Origin of the sequence: Achromobacter marplatensis, assembly GCF_049060505.1 — a bacterium.
Lineage (GTDB): Bacteria > Pseudomonadota > Gammaproteobacteria > Burkholderiales > Burkholderiaceae_B > Achromobacter > Achromobacter marplatensis_A.
Genome location: NZ_JBMGRB010000001.1, coordinates 1,042,664 through 1,062,979 on the forward strand (window position 1 = coordinate 1,042,664; position 20,316 = coordinate 1,062,979).

Consider the following 20,316-nt stretch of genomic DNA (forward strand, 5'->3'; position numbering starts at 1 on the left):
CATCATGAGCGATAGCCGTTACTCGGCGCCGCATACGGTCGACCCGGACGAGTTCGTCCGGGTTTCCGATGTGGTCAAGATTTTTGGCGATGTGGTCGCCGTGCGTTCCGTCAACCTGTCCGTCAAGCGCAACGAGATCTTCGCGCTGCTGGGAAGCTCCGGCAGCGGCAAATCCACCTTGCTGCGCATGCTGGCCGGTTTCGAGGAAGCGACGTCCGGGCAGATCCTGCTGGACGGCGAGGACATCACCAGCGTGCCGCCGTACCGGCGCCCCGTGAACATGATGTTCCAGTCGTATGCGCTGTTCCCGCACATGACGGTCGAAGCCAACGTGGCGTTTGGCCTGAAGCAGGAAGGCGTGGACCGCGCGGAAATCCATGACCGCGTGTTCGAAGCCCTGAACCTCGTCCAGATGGCGGGCTATTCGCGCCGCAAGCCGAACCAGCTGTCGGGCGGCCAGCAGCAGCGGGTGGCCTTGGCGCGAAGCCTGGTCAAACGGCCCAAGCTGCTGCTGCTGGACGAACCCATGTCGGCGCTGGACAAGCAGATCCGCCAAAAGACCCAGATCGAACTCGTGAAGATCCTGGAGCAGGTCGGCGTGACCTGCATCATGGTGACCCACGACCAGGAAGAGGCCATGACCATGGCGCACCGCCTGGCCGTCATGACCGAAGGGCAGATCGTTCAGTGCGGCACGCCGCAGGACGTCTACGCGTTTCCGAATTCGCGCTTCGTGGCCAGCTTCATCGGGTCGACCAACATGTTCACCGGCACCATCGTGGTCGATGAACCCGACCACGTGGCCATCGAATGCGCCGAGCTGACGCGGCCGCTGTTCGTGAACCATGGCGTCTCCGAACCGCTGGGCATGGAGGTGCACGTCTCCATCCGGCCCGAACGCCTGGTGGTGTCGCGCGAACAGCCCGAAGGCGAATATAACTGGGCCCACGGCATGGTCAGCCACATGGCCTGGATGGGCAGCTACGCGCTGTATCAGATCCGCCTGGATTCCGGCAAGACGGTCGAGGCCAGCGTGCCCAGCCTGCTGCTGGCCCAGATGGACGCCCCGGGCATCGACGAAGAGATCTTCGTCAGCTGGGACGCCGACAGCGCGACGGTGCTGGCGTCATGATCCGGTTTTCGCCCCGCGACTGGTTGCCGTCGGGCCGGGCGCTGGCGGTGGTGCCGCCGTTCGCCTGGCTGGTGCTGTTCCTGCTGTTGCCCTTCCTGCTGGTGCTGAAAATCAGCTTTGCCGAAGTCAAATTCGGCATTCCGCCGTATACGTCGCTGGCTGAATTCCAGGACGAAGCCGTGCAGTTCAGTCTGCATCTGCGCGGCTACATCCTGCTGTTCACCGACAGCCTGTATTTCAAGACCTACCTGAGCTCGGTGAAAATCGCCGGCATCACCACGCTGATCTGCGTGCTGGTCGGCTACCCCATCGCGTACTACATCGCGCGGTCGTCGCCGCGCGTGCGAAACCTGCTGCTGCTGGGCGTGATCCTGCCATTCTGGACGTCGCTGCTGCTGCGCGTGTATGCGTGGGTCGGCATCCTGCGCAACGACGGCTTGCTGAATAATCTGCTGCAAAGCCTGGGGCTGATTTCCAGTCCGCTGGAAATCTACCGTACCGACGTCGCGGTCTACATCGGCATGGTCTATGCGTACCTGCCGTTCTTTATCCTGCCGTTGTACGCGACCCTTGTGAAGACGGATTTGCGCCTGCTGGAAGCCGCGTATGACCTGGGCGCCAAGCCGTGGCAGGCGTTTTGGCAGATCACCGTGCCGCTGTCGCGCCAGGGCGTCATCGCCGGCGCCATGCTGGTGTTCATTCCGGCCGTGGGCGAATACGTGATCCCCGAAATGCTGGGGGGCGCCAATACCTTGATGATGGGCCGCGTCATGTGGAACGAGTTCTTCAATAACGCCGATTGGCCCATGGCGTCGGCGGTGACCTGCGTGATGGTGCTGTTGCTGCTCGTGCCGCTGGTCTACTTCCAGTACAACCAGGTCAAGCAGCAGGAACAAGGCAACGGAGGCCGCAAATGAAGGGGCCCAACAAGACGCTGCGCGCCGTGGTGCTGGGCCTGGGGTATTTCTTCCTGTATGTGCCCATCGTCAGCCTGATGGCGTTTTCGTTCAATGAGTCGCCCACCGTCACGTCTTGGGCGGGCTTTTCGTTCCGTTGGTATCACGCGCTGTTCAATGACGACGCGCTGCTGCGGTCGGCCTGGCTGTCGTTCCGCATTGCCGCGATGACGGCGACGGCGGCCGTCATTATCGGCACGTGGGCCGGGTATGTGCTGGGGCGCATGGGCCGCTTCCGCGGATTCTCGCTGTACGTCGGCATGCTGAGCGCGCCGCTGGTCATCCCCGAAGTCGTGCTGGGGATTTCCTTGCTGCTGATGTTCGTGGAACTGCGGGGCAGCCTGGGCTGGCCCGCCGAAAACGGCATCTTCACGATCTGGGTGGGGCACGTGACGTTGTGCATGGCATTCGTGGCCGTCGTCATCCAGACCCGCATCCGCGATCTGGATCGGTCGCTGGAAGAGGCCGCGCTGGACCTGGGCGCGACGCCCATTACGGTCTTCTTCAAGATCACGCTTCCGCTGATCGCGCCGGCGCTGGCCTCGGCCTGGCTGCTGTCGTTCACGCTGTCGCTGGATGACGTCGTCCTGGCGTCGTTCCTGTCTGGCCCCAGTTCCAGCACGCTGCCGATGGAAGTGTTCTCGCGGGTGCGGCTGGGCCTGAAACCCGAGATCAATGCGCTGGCCACCCTGTTCATTCTTGCGGTGGGCACGTGCGTGATCCTGGCCAACCGCCTGCAATGGCGCAAGGAGTCCGAATCCAAATGAAGCAACAAACCACCCTGTATGGCCTCACCAAGTGCAGCACCTGCATCAAGGCGCGCGACTGGTTGTCGGCGCATGGCGTCGAGCACGTTTTCGTGGATTATCGCGATCACCCGGTGCCGGCGGCCACGTTGAAGGCGTGGTCGGACAAGGTTGGCGGCTGGGAAAAGCTGGTCAACCGCACGTCGATGACGTGGCGCAACCTGCCCGAAGACCGCAAAACGGCGCACACCGACGCCCAATGGAGCGAACTGATCGCGGAATATCCCGCGCTGGTTCGCCGCCCCGTCACGGTGACGCCGGATGGCGAAGTCACCGTGGGCTTTAGCGAAAAGCGGTACGGCGAACGCTTCGCCTGACACGGCGCCTGCGGCGATGGCAGCCTCCATTCAGACATCGGGCAACGCCGGCGTGGCGTTGCCCGATGCTTTTTTCAATCGCGACGCCGCTGAACTGGCGCGCGAGCTACTGGGCAAGGTCATCCGCCATCGCCTGGATGGGCTGTGGCTGTCGGCCCGCATTATCGAAACCGAAGCCTACTACCTGGAAGAAAAGGGCAGCCATGCGTCGCTGGGTTACACCCACAAGCGCCGCGCCCTGTTCATGGATGGGGGCGTCATCTACATGTATTACGCGCGGGGCGGCGATTCGCTGAACTTCAGCGCCGCGGGCCCCGGCAACGCCGTGCTGATCAAATCCGCCCACCCTTGGACGGACGCGCGATCAGGCCCCGATGCCCTGGCCCGGATGCAGCAACTGAATCCGGATGCGCAGGGCCTGCCGCGTCCGCCGTCACGGTTGTGCGCGGGGCAGACGCTGCTGTGCCGGTCGTTGGGTTTGAAAGTGCCCGAGTGGGACGCGCGCCGTTTCGATCCAGACGCGCTGTATGTCGAAGACGTGGGCGATTCGCCTGAATCCCTGATCTGCACGACGCGATTGGGCATCCCGCCAGGGCGCGACGAACACCTGCATTACCGTTTTGTGGATCCGGCCTACGCCGCGGTCTGCACGCGCAATCCGCTGCGGCGGGGCCAGCGCGCCGGGCACGACTACGTGTGGGTGGACCGGCAGGGCGTCGTATTGCCCGAGGACCCTCGGCCGGGCATGCGCTAGGCGCTGTCCAGGCCTTGGATGCGCTTTTCCAGGGACTCGCGCATTTCTTTATATTTGCGTGCGATGCGCTTGCGGTTCAGCGACTTGCTCCACGCGTAAAGCGGCACCAGCGGCAGCACCCCGAACCCGTCGATCAGATACAGGCCCTGCTTGCCATCGGCGTTCAGGCCACAGGCGATATTGCTGGGCGACACGTCGTGCAGCACGACGTGGGCGTCGGCCAGGTCCTCGAAGAACTCGTCCAGCTGTCCGAAAAAGCGGTCGTCGACCTTGCCCTGCCGGGCCAGGTCGGCCACGGTAGGCGCAATATTGCCCGCCGGGTCCGTGATCTTCTCGACCAGCAGGCCAAGCCCCAGCGTGGTCTGCGCCACGCCCAGGATGCGCGCCATGGGCACTTGCCACACGCCGGAGGGGCGGGTGGTCGTGGTGACGTATTCCGATATTTCGTTCAGATAGACGCGGTAGGCGCTTTCACGCTGGTATTGCTTGTACCAGCGCTTGAACGGGCGCGCTTCCAGATAAACGGCGCGAGCCTGCATGTCCATCACTTTGACCAGCAGCGAAGGGGCATGGGGATGCTGAAAAATGTGGCGGTCGCCGCCCGTCGCAAGGGGACGCTCGGCGTTCAGATCCAGCGGACCGAAAACCGACTGGAACGGTATCCAGGGTCGGCAGGAGGGAAGATCAGCGGGATTCAAAGGAGGGCCAGGCGATCAGTTCGGAGTGGGGCAAGTTTAATCCCGTTGCGCGCCGACGACGCCCTGGGGTGGGCAAATCGATGTCGTTTGGTTACAACGCGGCGCTGATGCGTCCTACAATTCCTGCTTTGGAGAGACCTCTTTTGAACGACATTCTGCTTTGGGTGGCCGCGGGCGGCGCGGTGTTGGCGTGTGTGGCAGCCGTGCTGGCATGGCTGCGGCCCGTCGCTCGGGACGCACGGCTGGACGCTTTGCTGGAAGGTTTGGAACGCACCGAACGCGCCCTGCGCGCCGACATCACCGACGGCCAGCGCGGCTTGCGCAGCGAATTCGCGGAATCCACCCGCGCGCTGCGGCTGGAACTGTCGCAATCGCACGGCGATCTGCGTGCGGGCCTATCGCGGGACGCCCAAGCCGCGCGCGCCGAATCGGCCGAGTCCCTGGCGCGCTTTGCCGCGGGTTTCGGCGAGCAGCTGCAGGGGCTGATCCAGATCAACGAGCGTCGCCTCATGGAGGTGCGCGCCACGGTGGACCAGCGCCTGCAATCGTTACAGACCGACAACAGCGCCAAGCTCGACGAGATGCGCCGGACGGTCGACGAAAAGCTGCATGCCACGCTGGAGCAGCGGCTGGGCGAGTCCTTCAAACTGGTGTCCGACCGGCTTGAGGCGGTGCATAAAGGCCTGGGCGAAATGCAGGCCCTGGCCGCGGGAGTCGGCGACCTGAAACGCGTGTTGACCAACGTGAAGTCGCGCGGCACGTGGGGCGAAGTGCAATTGGCCCGGCTGATTGAAGACAACATGACGCCCGACCAGTACGCCAGCAATATCAAGCCGGTGCCGGGCAGCGAAGCCGTCGTCGAATTCGCCATCCGCTTGCCGGGGCGGGGCGAAGGCGGCGAGCCCGTTTGGCTGCCGATCGACGCGAAGTTTCCCAAGGAAGAATACGAGCGCCTGATGGACGCCCAAGAGGCCGCGGACGCGGAAGGCGTGAAAGCCGCCGGCGCCGCGCTGGGCCGGGCGGTCGAAGTGCAGGCCAGGCTGATCGCCAGCAAATACGTCGCGCCGCCGCACACGACCGACTTTGCCATCATGTTCCTGCCCACCGAAAGCCTGTATGCCGAAGTGTTGAGGCGCCCCGGCCTGCTGGATAAGCTGCATGACCTGCGCATCAACGTGGCCGGGCCCAGCAGTCTGGCCGCCTTGCTGAACAGCCTGCAGATGGGATTCCGCACGCTGGCGATCGAACAGCGGTCGTCCGAGGTATGGCAGGTGCTGCGCGCCGTCAAGACTGAATTCGGCAAGTTCGGCGAAGCGCTGGCCAGCGTCAAGAAAACGCTGGATACCGCCAGCAATAAGATCGGCCAGACCGAAGTGCGCACCCGCGCAATGCTCAGAAACCTGAAAAGCGTGGAAGCCTTGCCCGAGGCCGACGCCCTGCGGTTATTGGGGGCAGGGCCGGAAGCCGACGCCGACGGAGACAGCGATGCCGAGGGCGGCTTGAACGAAGAGGGCGACGGTGTGCCCGCGCCCGCCCGCGGCGGTATCTGATCCGTTCAGGAAGGCAGCGCAGTTTCAGAAAGGGCGCTGGCCGTTGCCCTGCCAGCTTGTTGCCCGCGCGGACTGTCGATATCCTGGCATGTACGGCATGTTGCCGTCGAACCCTGGAGCATCGCAAGCATGAGCCCCGCTGAACGCCATGATTCCTCTTCCCTCGACGCGACGGCGCTGGGCGCCGATATCGCCCAAGGGGTCACGACCGCGCTTGCTGCGATGCAGCAGGCGGTGGACAGGGTGGCGGCGCGCAATCCCACCATCAACGCCGCGTGCGGAATGCAGCCCGAAACCGGGTTGCGCCTGGCCCAGGCGCTGGATGCCGAACTGGCTGCCCTGACACCCGAACAGCGCATGGCGCAATTGCAAGACCGGCCCTTCCTGGGCGTGCCCACCTTGTTGAAGGACCTGGGCACGGCGGCGTTGGGCCTGCCCAGCGCGATGGGCTCGGTGCTGTATGGCCACGTGGAGTGGAACGTCGACGCTGAAATCGTGAAGCGCTACCGCCGCGCCGGCCTGATCCCGTTCGGCCGCACCACCAGCGCTGAACTGGGCTTGAGCCCCACCACCGAATCGCCGGCCTACGGGCCCCCGACGCAGAATCCCTGGAAATCCGGCCACAGCGCAGGCGGATCCAGCGGTGGCGCGGGGGCGGCGCTGGCCAGCGGCATGGTGCGAATCGCGCACGGCAGCGACGGCGGCGGTTCCATCCGCATCCCGGCCTCGTGCTGCGGCGTGCTGGGGCTAAAGCCCTCCCGCGGGCTGATGCCGCTGGGGCCGCTCAAGGGCGAAGGCTGGGGCGGCTTGGCGACGGAACACATGATGACCCTGTCGGTGCGCGATTGCGCCGCGTCGCTGGATATCAGCGCGGGCGCCGATGTGGGAGCGCCATACGCGGCGCCGGCGGTGCCGCGCGAGTCCTTCCGCGCCGTGGCGGCACGAGTGGCGGCCGATCCACACGCGGCCCCGCGCCGCCGCATCGCATTCATCAACACCACCTACGAGGGCGGCGCGATCCATCCGGAAGTGGCCGAAGCCGTGGACGAGGCCGCGCGTTTTTTTGCCGAGCTTGGCCATGAACTGGTGCTGGCCGCGCCGCCGGTCGGTTCCGAAGAAGTGCTGTCGCCGATGCTGCCGCTGATCGCCAGCGCCGCGGCCAACGCCATCGACAGTTTCGTGGCCGCGCGCGGCCGCCGGCTGGCCGCCGACGAATTGCAGCCCACCACGCTGGGCGCGCGCGAGTACGCCCGCGCGATTTCGGGCGCGCAGTACGTGGCCTGCGTGGACACCTGCCACGACATCACGCGCCGCGTTGGTCGCTTTTTGCACCGGGACGGCACGCAAGGCTATGACCTGTTTCTCAGCCCCGTCCTGGCGCAACTGCCAGCGCCCCTCGGCCGCTACGCCATGGACAACGCCGACTACCTGGCCTACCGTTTGGGCAAGAAGGGCGTGATCGGCTATTCGCCCTTCGCGCCCCTGGCGAACCTGACCGGCATGCCGGCGATCTCCATTCCGTTCGCGGTGTCGTCCGACGGGTTGCCGATCGGCATCCAGGTCATGGGCCCGCTGGGTAGCGAAGCGCTGCTGCTGGAGCTGGCGGCGCAGGTCGAAGCATTGCGGCCCTGGGCCCTGGTGGCGCCCATGGCCAGATAGCGGCATTCCACGGAGCAGCCATGTCATCGTTCGCGACGCATACCGTACAGAATCAGGTTCCCCCCCTGGAAGACTATTCGCTGTACGACACCGACCCCGCCTTGGTCGAGGCGGCGCGGCGCGAGGGGGCGGAAAACTGGGCGGGCGACCTGTCCGCGCATGGGGCCTGGCTGGGGCGCGCGCAGACGCTGGCGGCCGGTGCCGAGGCCAATCGCTGTCCGCCCAGGCTCGTCGCCTATGACCGCGGCGGCCACCGCATCGACCATGTCGAATTCCACCCCGCCTGGAACTTGCTGATGAGCGGCATCCTGGCCCGCGGCCTGCACAGCCGCGCCTGGGCGCAACCCGTGCCGGGCGCGCAGGTGGCGCGGGCGGCAGCCTACCTGATGCAGGGGCAGGTCGAAGCGGGCACGCTGTGCCCCACCACCATGACGTTCGCCGCCGTGCCGCTGCTGCAGCGCGAACCGTCCGGCGCCATCGACTTTGCGGGGCAATGGCTGCCCGCGCTGTATTCGCGCGAATTCGACGGCGGCGACGCCCCGTTGTCCGCCAAGCGCAGCGCCTTGATCGGCATGGGGCTGACGGAAAAGCAGGGCGGTTCCGATTTGCGCGCGGTCAGCACCCGCGCCGTGCCGCTGGGCACGCCGGGCCGGGGCAACGCCTATGAACTGGTGGGCCACAAATGGTTCTTTTCGGTGCCGCAGGCGGACGCGCATCTGGTGCTGGCGCAAACGGATGACGGCCTAAGTTGCTTCTTCGTGCCGCGCTGGATTCCGGACGGGCCGCGCAATGCCATTCGCGTGCGCCGTTTGAAAGACAAGTTGGGCAACCGCAGCAACGCCAGCGCCGAAGTCGAGTTCGAGGGCGCGTGGGGCGTCATGGTCGGCGAACCCGGGCGGGGCCTGGCCGTGTTGCTGGAAATGGCGGCCACCACCCGACTGGACTGCGTGCTGGGCAGCGCGGCGCTGCTTAGGCAGGCGCTGGTGCAATCCCTGCATCACGCGCGGCATCGCTCCGCGTTTGGCAAGCCACTGATCGAACAAGCGCTGATGCGCAACGTGCTGACCGACCTGGCGCTGGAAAGCGAGGCCGCCATGGCCCTGGCGCTGCGCCTGGCGCGGGCGGTGGACGCGCGCGCGGATGCCTCGTCGCGGGCCTTGGTGCGCGTGGGCACGCCCGCGGCCAAGCTCTGGATCTGCAAGCGCGCCGTTCATGCGGTCGCCGAGTGCATGGAGGTCTGGGGCGGCAACGGTTATGTGGAAGAAGGGCCGATGCCGCGCATCTACCGGGAAACACCGGTCAACTCTATATGGGAAGGCTCCGGCAACGTGATGGCGTTGGACGTGCTGCGCGCGTTGCAACGCGAACCCGAGGCCTTGCCCGCGCTGGAACAGGAATTCGCGCAGGCGGCCGGACGGCATCGTGCATTCGACGAGGCCGTGGCGCGCTGGCGGACCTTGCTGGCCGATACCGCGCAGGCGGAATTCCAGGCGCGCCGCATCGCCGGCGGGTTGGCGCGGCTATGGCAGGCCGCCTTGCTGATCCAGCATGCACCGGAACCGGTCGCGCAGGCCTTTGTGGCCAGCCGCCTGCAAGCGGACGGCGGTATTTTCGGAGAACTGGCGGCTGGCGCCGACACCCGCGCCATCCTGTCGCGGGCCTGGCCTGCCGCCGCATGCTAAATTTCCCGGCTTGACCAACCTATCCGCATTCTTCACCGCCATGCTCTCGCAACAAGAACTCAAGCAGCAAGCCGCCGACGCCGCCCTGGAATTCGTTGAACAGGTCGCCGGCCCGGATGCCATCATCGGCGTGGGCACCGGCTCCACGGCCGATCTGTTCATTGATGGCCTGGCGCGTTTCAAGGGTCGGATCGCCGGCACGGTGGCCAGTTCGGAACGCAGCGCGGCCCGTCTCGCCGGCCATGGCCTGAAGGTGCTGGACCTGAACGACGTATCCACCATGCCGATCTACGTGGACGGCGCCGACGAAATCGACGCCAACCTGCACATGATCAAGGGCGGCGGCGGCGCGCAGACGCGCGAGAAGATCGTGGCGTCGGTCGCCGAGCGCTTCATTTGCATCGTCGACGAATCCAAGCTGGTCCAGACCCTGGGCAAGTTCCCGCTGCCGCTGGAAGTCATCCCGATGGCGCGCGAAGCGGTGGCGCGCGCGCTGACGGCCCTGGGCGGCCAGCCGCGCCTGCGCGAAGGCTTCGTCACGGATAACGGCAATATCATCCTGGACGTGTCGGGCCTGTCCATCACCGACGCGCCGGCGTTTGAAGCCCGCGTGAACAACCTGCCGGGCGTCGTCACCTGCGGCCTGTTTGCGCTGGCCGGCGCCGATGTGGCATTGTTGGCTACGCAGAACGGCATTCGCCGCCTGGACCGCGCGGCGTAAACGTCCTGGCCCGTGCGGGGTCCGCGGTCGCTCCGTCTGCCTGCCTTGCGGGCGGCGGGGCGTCGATTCATAATCCTGTCACACTTGGGTCATAACCTTGCCGGTTGTGCAGGCCCATCTCGTAATTCTCTTATTTCGGGGCAATGCAATGAGATCAACCACGCAGGGAGCCCGGATGACGGAGCATACAAACAAGCAGTTCGACGCCGATCTGGAAAGCGTCCGTTCGCAATTCTTGCAAATGGGCGGCTTGGTGGAAGCCATGATCCAGGAAGCGATCGACGCGCTGGCCACGGGCGACCTGTCGCTGGTGGAGAAGGTCCGTGAGCGGGAAAAGGAAGTCAACCGCCACGAAGTCGAGATCGACGAAAGCATCAGCCGCATCCTGGCCCGGCACCAGCCTACCGCCATCGACCTGCGCATGCTGATGGCCGTGTCCAAGATGCTGACCGACATGGAGCGTTCCGGCGACGAGGCCGAGAAGGTCGCTACCGTCGCGCGCCGCATCCACGAAGCCGAACTGCGCCACATCCCGGTGATCGAACTGCGCCACATGGCCGCCAATGTGCGCACCATGCTGCATCAGGCGCTGGACGCGTTCGCCCGCCTTGACCCGATCCAGGCTGCCGCCGTCGTGCGTAGCGACAAGGAAGTGGACAAGGAATGGAAGGGCGCCTTGCGCCACCTGATCACCTACATGATCGAAGACCCGCGCACCATCTCGCGCGCCATCGACATGATCTTCATCGCACGCGCGCTGGAACGTATCGGCGACCATGCCAAGAACATGTCCGAACGCGTGATTTACATGGTCAAGGGCGCTGACGTGCGCCACACCGGCGTGAAGAACACCGAGCGCCTGGCGCGCGGTGAAGACGGCACCGAAGAAGACGAGCAGTAGCCGGGCGGGCAGCCGCGAGGGTTACAGCGGCAGCGCGGCGCCCTGGCATAGGCGTGGATCGGGCACGCCGGGTTTGCCGGCGTCGACGCGGCCGGCCAATCGGCGTCCAAAAGCGGGCAGGGCGGGGGCGCTGATTTCCAGGTCGTACCAGCCTTCGCTGCCGGCATATTTAAGTTCCAGCGCACCGCCGGCCTGCACATGCGCCATGGCGCGCCAGCCGTCGCCCATGTGGGACTCGACCTTCACGGGTTGCGGCGCATCGCTGTGATTGATCAGCCGCAGGCGCAGGCCCGAGGTCACGGGAACCAGTTGCGCCTCAAGCATGCCGGCATCCCGCGCATCCCCACGGAATTGCCGATGGAAACCGTCGGGCCCCAATAGCCACAGGTCGTAGGCGCCGTGGTCGTGCAGCCGCCAGCCGTCATCCAGCCGCGCGCCTTGGCCCACGGTGTAGCGCCGGGGCGCATGCGCCAGATCCAGGCGGTCGTACACATGCAGCACGGCGGCGGCGCTGCCCGGGTTGCGCAAGGTCAGCCGGTAGTGCTCGCCGTCGGCCGTCATGCGGCCCACGGCTTCCAGCGCATAGGGCAGCGGGCAGGCGTGGCGATTACTGTCCGGATGGAGCGGCCCCCAGTCGCCGGCGAAATCGAACGCCGACGTCAGGTCGCCCGCGACGGCGCGGCGCCAGGGGCTGATATTGGGTTCCGCCACGCCGAAGCGGGCTTCAAGAAAGCGGATCACCGAGGTGTGGTCGAACACTTGCGAGTTGACCCACGCGCCGCGGCTCCAGGGCGACACCACCAGCATCGGCACGCGCGGCCCCAAACCGAAGCCGCGGCCATGCAGGCTGGCGGGATCTTCGGGGGACGCGGCGCTTGGGCCGTGGCGGGCGTCGTGGTATTCGCCATCCAGTTCCACCGTGGACAGTCCGCCCGATTGGCAGTTGGCAGGGCGGGCAGGCGGCGCGGGCGGCGGCATGTGGTCGAAGAAGCAGTCGTTCTCATCGTAAGTGACGAGAAACACGCACCCGCTCCAGACGTCTGGATTGCGGGTCAGGATGTCCAGCACGCGTTCGGCGTAGGCCCCGCCCTGGCGCGGCGACGACACCTCGGGATGTTCGGAGTCGGCTGCGGGCGCGACGATCCAGGACACCTGTGGCAGCGTTCCCTCGTCCACATCACGCGCCAGGTCGTCCAGCGTGTGCGTGGACAGGCCACGGTCGCGCAAGGGGGCGTTTGCCGCGCCGCTGGCATGTTCGCGGCGGTACTGCCGGAAGCCGGCCAGCGGGTTGTCGTGGAAATTGTCGGCCATGTCCTGGTACACGCGCCAGTCCACCCCGGCCGCCTGCAGGCGTTCGGGGTACGTGGTCCAGGCGTAGCCTTCGTCGGGCGGGCCCAGGCGGTCGTAGGTGTTGACCAGGGCGGGGCCGCCGGCCTGTCCGAGCGGATCGTTGGTGCCGGTCCACAGGAACAGCCGGTTGGGATTGGTGCCGGCATGCACCGAGCAATGATAGGCGTCGCACACGGTGAAGGCGTTGGCCAGCGCCGTTTGGAAGGGCACGTCGTCGGCCGTGTAGGCGCCCAGCCCCAAGCGGCCCTTGGCGGGCAGCCATTGGTCCATGCGGCCGTCGTTCCAGGCGCGTTGCGCGTCGTCCCAGGTGTGCGGCGTGATGTAGCCCACTGGCGTGCCGCTGGCGTATTCCGCTTGCAGGGCATACGGGCGGCATTGCGTGTCACCGTCCAATTGCGTCAACACGTTTCCCGCAGCCGTGGGCGCCGGGTGCGGATCCGCGAAACCGCGCACGCCGGGCAGGGTGCCGAAATAGTGGTCGAACGACCGGTTTTCCTGCATCAGGATGACGACATGCCGCACATCCTGCAGTGTGCCGGTCTTGCGGTCCGGGGCAATCGCCAGCGCGCGCGCGATGGACGGCGGCGGATCGGCGGGAGGGGACAAGCGCGATTCTTCTTTCATGACAGCATTAATACGGCCAGCAATGTTCGAATCTTAAGCGCAGCGCAGCGCAGCGCGGGGCGGCGTCTTGGCGCCACGCGCGCGGTGGCCGCAAACACGAAGCCCCTCGCGGGCGAGGGGCTTCGAACGGGGACGCCGATGCGGTCTGGCACCGTCGGCGCAGCCGGAATCAGGCCGAGGGCGGGACGTAGCCGTGCGCTTCCACCGTGCCATCTTCGAACAGGAAGCGTTCCATCTGTTCTTTCAGGTACTTGCGTGCGCGGGCGTCGGCCAGGTTCAGGCGGTTTTCGTTGACCAGGCGGGTCTGGATAGCCTTCCATTCTTCCCAAGCTTCCTTGGAAATGCTCTGCCAGATCTTCGTGCCAAGTTCGCCGGGGTAGGGAGGAAAGTCCAGCCCTTCGGCTTCACGCTTCAATTTCACACAGTTGACGATACGGGACATGGTTCGCTGCCGGAAAGATAGATAACGGCGTATTTTAACGGGCTTGGCGTCCAGGGGGCGCCAAGCCCCTTCAAGCCCTGCGGTCAGGGCCTGATCGACGTGGCGGTTACAGCTTCTTGATGAAGACCATGCTGTTACGCGAACGGTTGTAGTTGTTCTGCTTTTCGCGGGGCAGGTCGGCCACGCCACCCTGCACGAATCCGCGCTTGATGAACCAGTGCGAGGTCCGGGTGGTCAGCACGAACAGGCGCTTGGCGCCGGTCGCCCGCGCGCGGGACTCCATGTGGCGCAGCAGGATTTCGCCTTCGCCGGAGCCTTGCCATTCGGGGTGCACGATCAGGCAGGCCATTTCGGCCATCTGCTCGTCGGCGAACGTGTGCAGGGCGGCGCAGCCGTAGATCACCCCGTCGTGCTCCAGCACCGTGAAGTTCTCCACGTCGCGTTCGATCACGCTGCGCGGGCGCGGCACCAGGGTGCCGTCGGCCTCCAGCGGTTCGATCAGGCTCAGGATGGCGCCCACGTCGTCGATCGTCGCGGCGCGCAGGTCGTCCAGCGTGTCTTCCACCACCATGGTCCCCACGCCGTCGTGGGTGAAGATCTCGAGCAGCACGCTGCCGTCCAGCGCGAACGGCAACAGGTGGGCGCGCGCCACGCCGCGCTTGACCGCCAGCGACGCATATTGCAGGAAGGCGTGCGTTTCTTCGTCCAGTTCGCCGCCGGCAAGCAGCGCGTCGGCATCCACGCGGGCCAGTTCGGTGTCCAGCGTGCCATCGTCGTTCAACACGCCTTGCGAGCTGGACAGGAAGATCAGCTTTTCGGCCCGCAGCGCCACGGCGACGCTGGTGGCCAGGTCTTCCATGGCCAGGTTGAAGGCGTCGCCCGTGGGCGAGAAGCCCAGCGGCGACAGCAGCACCACCGACGAGCCTTTCTCGATGGCGAACTTCAGCGCGTCGATGTCGATCTTGCGCACCTGGCCGGTGTGCTTGTAATCCACGCCGTCCAATACGCCGGTGGGCCGCGCCGTCACGAAATTGCCGGAAATGACGCGGATGTGCGCATGCGACATCGGCGTGTTGGGCAAGCCCTGGCTGAACGCGGCTTCGATGTCCAGCCGGATTTCGCCAGCGGCTTCCTTGGCGCATTCCAGCGCGGCGGCGTCGGTGGGCGCCAGGCCACGGTCGAATTGCTGCGTGTAACCCTTCAGGCGCAGCTGTTCATTGACCTGCGGGCGCGAGCCATGCACCAGCACCAGGCGGATGCCCAGCGACGACAGCAAGGACAAGTCCTGCACCAGCGCGTTCAGCGCGCCAGCCTGCACCAGTTCGCCACCGAACGCCACCACGAAAGTCTTGCCTCGGAATGCATGCACATAAGGGGCCACGTCTCGAAACCATCGGACGAACTGGGCGGGTGCGAATTCTGGGGCTTCAAGGGCGGAGACGGTGTCTGGTTCCAGGTCGGGCATGATGGGCGGAGGGATTCCTGAGAGTCGGTAAAAGCGCGGCGCTTTGCCGCGCCCTGGCGCCGTCCGGTGACGGCGTGGCGAAATTATATGACCGTCGGGGGCGGGCGCAGGCGGAAATCAGCGCTTATTTCATACCCGGTTTCAATGCCGCCAGACCGGCCTGCGGGCAGGAATGCCATAGAAATTTATAATGCCCGGCTAACCGGACTATCGTACATGCCTGAATCCTCCCGCCCGCGGGCGCCCAAGACGGCTTCCCCGGGGGCTCCCGCCGCCGCGGCCGGCGCCGCCCGCGTGGCCGACGCCCCCCGGGTGGCCAAAAAGACGCCGCGCCCCGAGCGTCCCGAGCGCCCCGAGCGCCCCATCCCTGCCGTGACCTACCCCGAAGACCTGCCCGTCAGCGCGCGGCGGCAGGAGATCGCACGCGCGATCGCCGGCCACCAGGTCGTGATCGTCAGCGGGGAAACCGGCTCGGGCAAGACCACCCAGCTGCCCAAGATCTGCCTGGAACTGGGCCGCGGCCGCCAGAAGATGATCGGCCATACCCAGCCGCGCCGCCTGGCGGCGACGTCGGTGGCCAAGCGCATCGCCGAAGAACTGAACACGCCAATGGGCGAAGTGGTGGGCTACCAGGTGCGGTTCAACGACCGCACCGGCCCCAACGCGTCCATCAAGCTGATGACGGATGGCATCCTGCTGGCCGAATCGCAGCGCGACCCGCTCTTGCGCCGCTACGACACGATCATCATCGACGAGGCGCACGAACGCAGCCTGAACATCGATTTCCTGCTGGGCTACCTGAAGCAGCTGCTGCCGCGGCGCCCGGACCTGAAGCTGATCATCACGTCGGCCACGATCGACGCCGAGCGCTTTGCCAAGCACTTTGCCGCGTCCGAAGACAAACCCGCACCCGTCATCGAGGTGTCCGGGCGGCTGTACCCGGTCGAAGTCCGCTACCGGCCTGTCCGCGAGGAATTGCCCGAAGACGCTGCCGCTCCGGCCGCCAAGCCCGGGCGCGAGCGCGAGCGCATGTCCGGCGACGAGGAGCGCGACCTGATCGACGCTATCGTGGACGCCGTGGACGAATGCGCCCGCCATGGCCCGGGCGACGTGCTGGTGTTCCTGCCCGGCGAACGCGAAATCCGCGAATCCGCCGAGGCCCTGCGCAAGCGTCATCCCGCTGGCACCGAGGTGCTTCCGCTGTATGCGCGCCTGTCGCAGGCCGAGCAGGAGCAGATCTTCCATCCGCGCACCAATGCGCGCCGCATCGTGCTGGCCACCAACGTGGCGGAAACCTCGCTGACCGTGCCCGGCATCCGCTTCGTGGTCGACAGCGGGCTGGCGCGCATCAAGCGCTATTCCTGGCGCAACAAGGTCGAGCAGCTGCGGATCGAGCCCATCAGCCGGGCCTCGGCCAACCAGCGCGCCGGCCGTTGCGGCCGGGTGGGGCCAGGCCTGTGCATCCGGCTCTACGATGAGCTGGACTTCAATAACCGCGCGGCCTTCACCGATCCAGAAGTGCTGCGTTCGTCGCTGGCGTCCGTCATCCTGCGGATGAAGTCGCTGAAGCTTGACGATATCGAGCAGTTTCCCTTCGTCGAGGCGCCGCCTGGGCGCGCGGTGGCCGATGGCTACCATCTGCTGCAGGAATTGGGCGCGATCGAGCTGGCCTCCGCATCGGACGACGACGCCGAGGCCACGCGGACCGGCGCATCCTTCGTATTGACCGAGACCGGGCACGAACTGGCCAAGTTGCCGGTGGACCCGCGCATCGGCCGCATGATCCTGGCGGCGCGCGAACACCAGTGCCTGGCCGAAATGCTGATCATCGCGTCGGCCCTGTCGGTGCAGGACGCGCGCGACCGCCCCATGCAGGAGCGCGAGGCGGCCGAGGCGGCGCACGCCAAGTTCGCCGACGAAAAATCGGAATTCATCTCCTTCCTGAAACTGTGGCGCTGGTATGGCGAGCAGGTGCAGCACAAGGCCTCCCAGCGCAAGCTGGTGAACCTGCTGCGCCAGAATTTCCTGTCGCCCATCCGGCTGCGCGAATGGCACGACGTCCATACGCAGCTGGCGGCGCTGGTGGGCGAACAAGGCTGGCGCGTCAACCAGGTGGAAGCCACCTACGAACAGCTGCATCTGGCGCTTTTGTCTGGCCTGTTGGGCAATATCGGCTTCAAGAGCGACGAAGGCGGCCACTACCAGGGCGCCCGCGAGATCCGTTTCCACATCCATCCGGGTTCGCGCCTGGTGAAAAAGGCCGGGCGCTGGATCATGGCGGCCGAACTGGTCGAGACCACGCGCTTGTACGCGCGCTGCGTGGCGCGCATCGATCCGGTGTGGCTGGAAAAGGTGGGCGCCCACCTGATTCGCAAGAACTGGTCGGACCCGCGCTGGGAAAAGAAGGCCGGGCAGGTCGTGGCCAACGAGCGCGCCACGCTGTATGGGCTGACCATTTACACGGGCCGCCGCATCCACTACGGCCGCGTGAACCCGACCCATGCCCGCGAACTATTCATCCGGCAGGCGCTGGTGCCGGGCGAAATCGATACGCGGTTGCCCTTCGTGGCGCACAACCGCAAGCTGATCGCCGGCATCGAAAAGCTGGAGCACCAGACGCGCCGCCCTGACATCCTGGTGGACGACGAGCTGATCTTCGCCTTCTACGACCGCCAGTTGCCGGCCGATATTTCGCAGACCGCGTCGCTTGAGAAATGGGTGTCCGGACTGGACAAGGCAGCGGCTGGCAAGCTGATGCTGACCCGCGACGAACTGATGCGGCACGAAGCCGCCGGCGTGACGACCGATGTCTTCCCCAAGAAGGTGGAATGGCAAGGCGTGTCGATGGCGCTGGACTACCACTTCGAACCCGGTTCGCCCCGGGACGGCGTGACGCTGTCGGTGCCGCTGTTCGCGCTGAATCAGATCGATCCGGAACGTTGCGAATGGCTGGTGCCGGGCATGTTGAAGGAAAAGGTGCATCTGCTGCTGAAGTCGCTGCCGCAAAAGCTGCGTCGCCATTGCGTGCCGCTGCCCGATTACGCCGCCGGCTTCTACGAGCGCTGGTTCGATCGGCAGGCGGATCCGCGGCAGGGCCTGGTGGATGCCATCATCGCCGACATGTGGGACCAGGTGCAGGTGCGTCCGGCCGTGGGCGACTTCAAGCTTGAAACCTTGCCGCCGCACCTGTTCATGAATTTCCGCGTGGTCGACGAGCATGGCCGCATGTTGGCCTCGGGGCGGAATCTGGCGCAGTTGCGCGCGGAATTCGGCAAGCAGGCGCAGGCCACCTTCCAGCAATTGGCGGCCAGCGACACGCAGGTGGCTCAGGCGCTGGCGCACGAGAACCTGACGACCTGGTCGTTTGGGCCTTTGCCGGAAATCATGGAAATCAAGCGGCGCGGCCAGTCGGTCATTGGCTATCCGGCGCTGGTGGACCGGGGCGCGCATTGCGACCTGGACGTGTTCGACGACCCGGACGAGGCGCGCAAGCACCACCGCGCGGGCCTGTTGAAGCTGTTCCGCCTTGGGCTGCGCGAGCAGGTCAAGTTCCTGGAAAAGAACCTGGCCGACCTGACCAAGATCAGCATGCTGTACATGACGCTGGGCACGCAAGAAGAATTGCGCGACCAGATCATCGATTGCGCGCTGGGGCAGGCCTGCCTGGCCGAACCTTGGCCGGTGAATGAGCAGCAGTTCGATGCGCGCCGCACGGAAGGCAAAGGCCGGCTGGGCCTGCTGGCGCAGGAAGTGGCCAGGCTGGCGGGCGCGGTGCTGACGGAGTACGCGGCGCTGCAACGCAAACTGCCGCAAGCGAAACCGCATGCGGCGGCATACGCGGATTTGCAGCAGCAGCTAGGCGCCCTGATGCCGAAGATGTTCATCCGCGACACGCCTTACTCGCAACTTTCGCACTATCCGCGCTACCTGAAGGCCGCCGTGGCCCGTATCGACAAGTTGCGGGCGGACCCGGGGCGCGATGCGAAGCTGGTGGCGGAAATGGCGCCGCTGGTCACGCAGTATCAGCGCGCCAGAGCGGCATTGAAGGGCGCGCCGGACCCTCGCCTGGATGAATTCCGCTGGTTATTGGAAGAGCTGCGGGTCGCGTTGTTCGCGCAGGAACTTCGGACGCCTATGCCGGTTTCGGTCAAGCGGTTGATGAAGAGCTGGGAGTCGTTGAAGCGTTGACGGCGTCCGGCGGAGATTCGCGATGTGCGGGCCGCCGCTCTCGGGCGGCCCGGCCGCATCCGCATTACAGGGCGAGAAAGCCCAGGATGACCAGCGCAATCAAGGCGTACTTGGTGGCCTTGTAGGCGGTCCGGTTCCAGGTCTTGAAGGCTTTGCGCTTCTGGTCGATGACCCAGTGCGCGTGCGTCAGCCGGTTGATGGCGCCGGTCTGGTCGCCGCCGTCGTTGGGCGAACTGGCGGCCGACATGACCACGCGGCCGAACCAGCGGTTGAACGCTTCAGCCCAGCCCCACTTCAGCGGGCGCTCGACGTCGCAGAACAGGATGATCCGGTTCTGGTCGGTGTGGTTGTACGCCTCGTGCACATAGGTCTCATCGAACACCACGCTTTCGCCATCGCGCCAGCTGTAGGGCTCGCCGTCGACGATGATGTGGCAGCGGTCGTCGTTCGGCGTTACCAGGCCCAGGTGATAGCGCAGGGAACCGGCGAAGGGATCTCGGTGCGGGTTCAACTGGCCGCCGGGGGGAAGCTCGGCGAACATCGCGGCCTTGACCTTGGGCAGGGTCTTCAGGATGGCGACGGTCTTGGGGCACAGTTCTTCGGCCGACGGGTGGCGGGCGTCATACCACTTCAGGTAGAAGCGCTTCCAGCCGTACTTGAAGAAAGAGTTGAAGCCGATGTCGTTATGGGCGTCGGCCGCCTTGATGCGCTGCAATTCGGCCATTTGCACGGCTTCTTCGCGAATAGTCTCCCAATGGTCGTCCAGCACCTTGAGTTCGGCGATTTCGCTCGTTGTCAGGTAGGGGGTGGACGGCACGCGAGAGGCCAGCACCATGAATGCGTTGATCGGGGCGAGGAGGACCGAGTGGTCCAACATCTGCCGGCCCAGCGGCAGTCGTACTCGGCCTCGGAAGTGCGCAAACAGGATGGCGGCCAGCCAGATCCCAGGTATTAACCATTTCATACGTAATCGTTGTCCTGCGACAGATAAGTCTTGTCTACCTAGTATTGTTACACAAGGTCCGTGGCGCCCCGTTCGCGGAATCACAGGCGCATCGGCTTGGACCGGGA

16 protein-coding genes are annotated in these 20,316 nt (G+C 65.8%); 11 read left to right on the forward strand and 5 right to left on the reverse strand.

Features of this window, described 5'->3' with window-relative positions:
• Positions 1-4 precede the first annotated feature (4 nt).
• Genes ACI0FO_RS04740 through ACI0FO_RS04760 form a run of 5 tightly spaced genes read left to right on the forward strand, consistent with a single transcriptional unit; the run spans position 5 to position 3,965 of the window.
• A complete protein-coding gene (locus tag ACI0FO_RS04740) occupies positions 5-1,132 on the forward strand; it encodes an ABC transporter ATP-binding protein (RefSeq protein ID WP_416024465.1) in 1,128 nt (375 codons plus the stop codon).
• Positions 1,129-2,049, forward strand: a complete 921-nt coding sequence (locus tag ACI0FO_RS04745) for an ABC transporter permease subunit (protein ID WP_416024467.1) — start codon at positions 1,129-1,131, stop codon at positions 2,047-2,049. The genes ACI0FO_RS04740 and ACI0FO_RS04745 overlap by 4 nt, the downstream gene beginning before the upstream one ends.
• Positions 2,046-2,855, forward strand: coding sequence for an ABC transporter permease subunit (locus ACI0FO_RS04750; RefSeq protein WP_416024468.1), 810 nt, complete (start codon positions 2,046-2,048; stop codon positions 2,853-2,855). The genes ACI0FO_RS04745 and ACI0FO_RS04750 overlap by 4 nt, the downstream gene beginning before the upstream one ends.
• Positions 2,852-3,211, forward strand: coding sequence for an arsenate reductase (locus ACI0FO_RS04755; protein ID WP_416024469.1), 360 nt, complete (start codon positions 2,852-2,854; stop codon positions 3,209-3,211). The genes ACI0FO_RS04750 and ACI0FO_RS04755 overlap by 4 nt, the downstream gene beginning before the upstream one ends.
• Before the next feature lie 16 nt (positions 3,212-3,227).
• Complete coding sequence (locus tag ACI0FO_RS04760; protein WP_416024471.1) at positions 3,228-3,965, forward strand: DNA-3-methyladenine glycosylase; 738 nt, start codon at positions 3,228-3,230, stop codon at positions 3,963-3,965.
• Here the strand turns inward: ACI0FO_RS04760 and ACI0FO_RS04765 are convergent.
• Entirely contained in the window at positions 3,962-4,663 is a 702-nt protein-coding gene (locus ACI0FO_RS04765) for a PhoP regulatory network YrbL family protein (protein WP_416024473.1), read from the reverse strand. The genes ACI0FO_RS04760 and ACI0FO_RS04765 overlap by 4 nt on opposite strands.
• A gap of 107 nt (positions 4,664-4,770) precedes the next feature.
• Between ACI0FO_RS04765 and rmuC the strand changes: the two genes are divergently transcribed.
• From rmuC to phoU, 5 genes are all read left to right on the forward strand, one after another.
• Positions 4,771-6,213, forward strand: a complete 1,443-nt coding sequence (gene rmuC, locus ACI0FO_RS04770; protein ID WP_416024474.1) for a DNA recombination protein RmuC — start codon at positions 4,771-4,773, stop codon at positions 6,211-6,213.
• A 129-nt stretch (positions 6,214-6,342) separates the two neighbouring features.
• Positions 6,343-7,872, forward strand: coding sequence for an amidase (locus tag ACI0FO_RS04775; protein ID WP_416024476.1), 1,530 nt, complete (start codon positions 6,343-6,345; stop codon positions 7,870-7,872).
• 20 nt (positions 7,873-7,892) lie between these two features.
• Entirely contained in the window at positions 7,893-9,554 is a 1,662-nt protein-coding gene (locus tag ACI0FO_RS04780; RefSeq protein ID WP_416024478.1) for an isovaleryl-CoA dehydrogenase, read from the forward strand.
• 40 nt (positions 9,555-9,594) lie between these two features.
• Positions 9,595-10,275, forward strand: a complete 681-nt coding sequence (gene rpiA, locus ACI0FO_RS04785) for a ribose-5-phosphate isomerase RpiA (protein ID WP_416024570.1) — start codon at positions 9,595-9,597, stop codon at positions 10,273-10,275.
• Between the two features lie 175 nt (positions 10,276-10,450).
• The gene (gene phoU, locus ACI0FO_RS04790; RefSeq protein ID WP_310032377.1) at positions 10,451-11,176 is read left to right on the forward strand and encodes a phosphate signaling complex protein PhoU; all 726 of its coding nucleotides are present in this window, start codon (positions 10,451-10,453) and stop codon (positions 11,174-11,176) included.
• A 21-nt stretch (positions 11,177-11,197) separates the two neighbouring features.
• On the opposite strand, the gene ACI0FO_RS04795 is transcribed toward phoU, so the two are convergent.
• From ACI0FO_RS04795 to argA, 3 genes are all read right to left on the reverse strand, one after another.
• Positions 11,198-13,150, reverse strand: coding sequence for a phosphocholine-specific phospholipase C (locus ACI0FO_RS04795; RefSeq protein ID WP_416024480.1), 1,953 nt, complete (start codon positions 13,148-13,150; stop codon positions 11,198-11,200).
• 169 nt (positions 13,151-13,319) lie between these two features.
• Complete coding sequence (locus tag ACI0FO_RS04800) at positions 13,320-13,592, reverse strand: oxidative damage protection protein (RefSeq protein WP_006218476.1); 273 nt, start codon at positions 13,590-13,592, stop codon at positions 13,320-13,322.
• Between the two features lie 106 nt (positions 13,593-13,698).
• Positions 13,699-15,057 carry an amino-acid N-acetyltransferase gene (gene argA / locus ACI0FO_RS04805; RefSeq protein ID WP_105558522.1) on the reverse strand — a complete coding sequence of 453 codons (1,359 nt, stop codon included), beginning with the start codon at positions 15,055-15,057 and terminating at the stop codon, positions 13,699-13,701.
• Between the two features lie 216 nt (positions 15,058-15,273).
• Between argA and hrpA the strand changes: the two genes are divergently transcribed.
• Entirely contained in the window at positions 15,274-19,245 is a 3,972-nt protein-coding gene (gene hrpA, locus ACI0FO_RS04810; protein WP_416024483.1) for an ATP-dependent RNA helicase HrpA, read from the forward strand.
• 64 nt (positions 19,246-19,309) lie between these two features.
• On the opposite strand, the gene lpxO is transcribed toward hrpA, so the two are convergent.
• Positions 19,310-20,209 (reverse strand): lipid A hydroxylase LpxO, encoded by a 900-nt coding sequence (lpxO, locus tag ACI0FO_RS04815; protein ID WP_416024485.1) that lies wholly within the window; start codon positions 20,207-20,209, stop codon positions 19,310-19,312.
• Between the last annotated feature and the right edge of the window lie 107 nt (positions 20,210-20,316).